Raw genomic sequence first — 768 nt, forward strand, 5'->3', positions numbered from 1 at the left:
AGTTGACGTAGAAGATCTTCGGCAACAACCCGGCGTTCGTCCGGGTGCCGATGTCGAGCCAGTGCTGGAAGTAGTCCCCGACGTGGTAGCCGAGGAACGGCAGCATCGCCATCGGGTCGCGGCGCACCACACCGACCCGCCCGGCCGCGGCGGCCGTGGTTTCCGACGACAGGGTCGAGGCCAGGAACACCCCATGCTGCCAGCTGCGCGATTCGGTGACCAGTGGGATGGTGGTGGCGCGGCGGCCGCCGAAGAAGATCGCCGAGATCGGCACCCCGCCAGGATCGTCCCACTCGGGGGCGACGGTCGGGCACTGGGCGATCGGGGTGCAGTACCGTGAGTTCGGGTGCGCGGCAGGCTCCCCGGAGATCGGGGTCCAGTCCCGCCGTTTCCAGTCCGTCAGGTGCGGCGGCGGCGTGTCGGTCATCCCTTCCCACCAGATATCGCCGTCGTCGGTGCGGGCGACGTTGGTGAAGATCGAGTTACCCCGCTCGATGGTGGCCACGGCGTGCGGGTTGGTGTGGACGCCGGTGCCGGGGGCGACACCGAAGAACCCGGCCTCCGGGTTGACCGCATAGAGCCGGCCGTCGTCACCGAACCGCAGCCAGGCGATGTCGTCGCCGATCGTTTCGGCCGTCCACCCGTCGAGGGTGGGGTCGAGCATCGCGAGGTTGGTCTTGCCGCAGGCCGACGGGAACGCCGCGGCGACGTAGTGCACTCGCTGCTCGGGGGAGGTGAGTTTGAGGATCAGCATGTGCTCGGCAAGCC

At 69.0% G+C, this 768-nt stretch carries 1 protein-coding gene; it reads right to left on the reverse strand.

Annotated features, from left to right (window positions below):
• On the reverse strand, positions 1 to 768 hold a 768-nt coding region (locus G9373_RS45500; RefSeq protein ID WP_167121384.1), incomplete at both ends, for a phosphoenolpyruvate carboxykinase domain-containing protein.

Source organism: Rhodococcus sp. A14 (assembly GCF_011603105.1).
GTDB classification, from domain to species: Bacteria; Actinomycetota; Actinomycetes; order Mycobacteriales; family Mycobacteriaceae; genus Rhodococcus_F; species Rhodococcus_F opacus.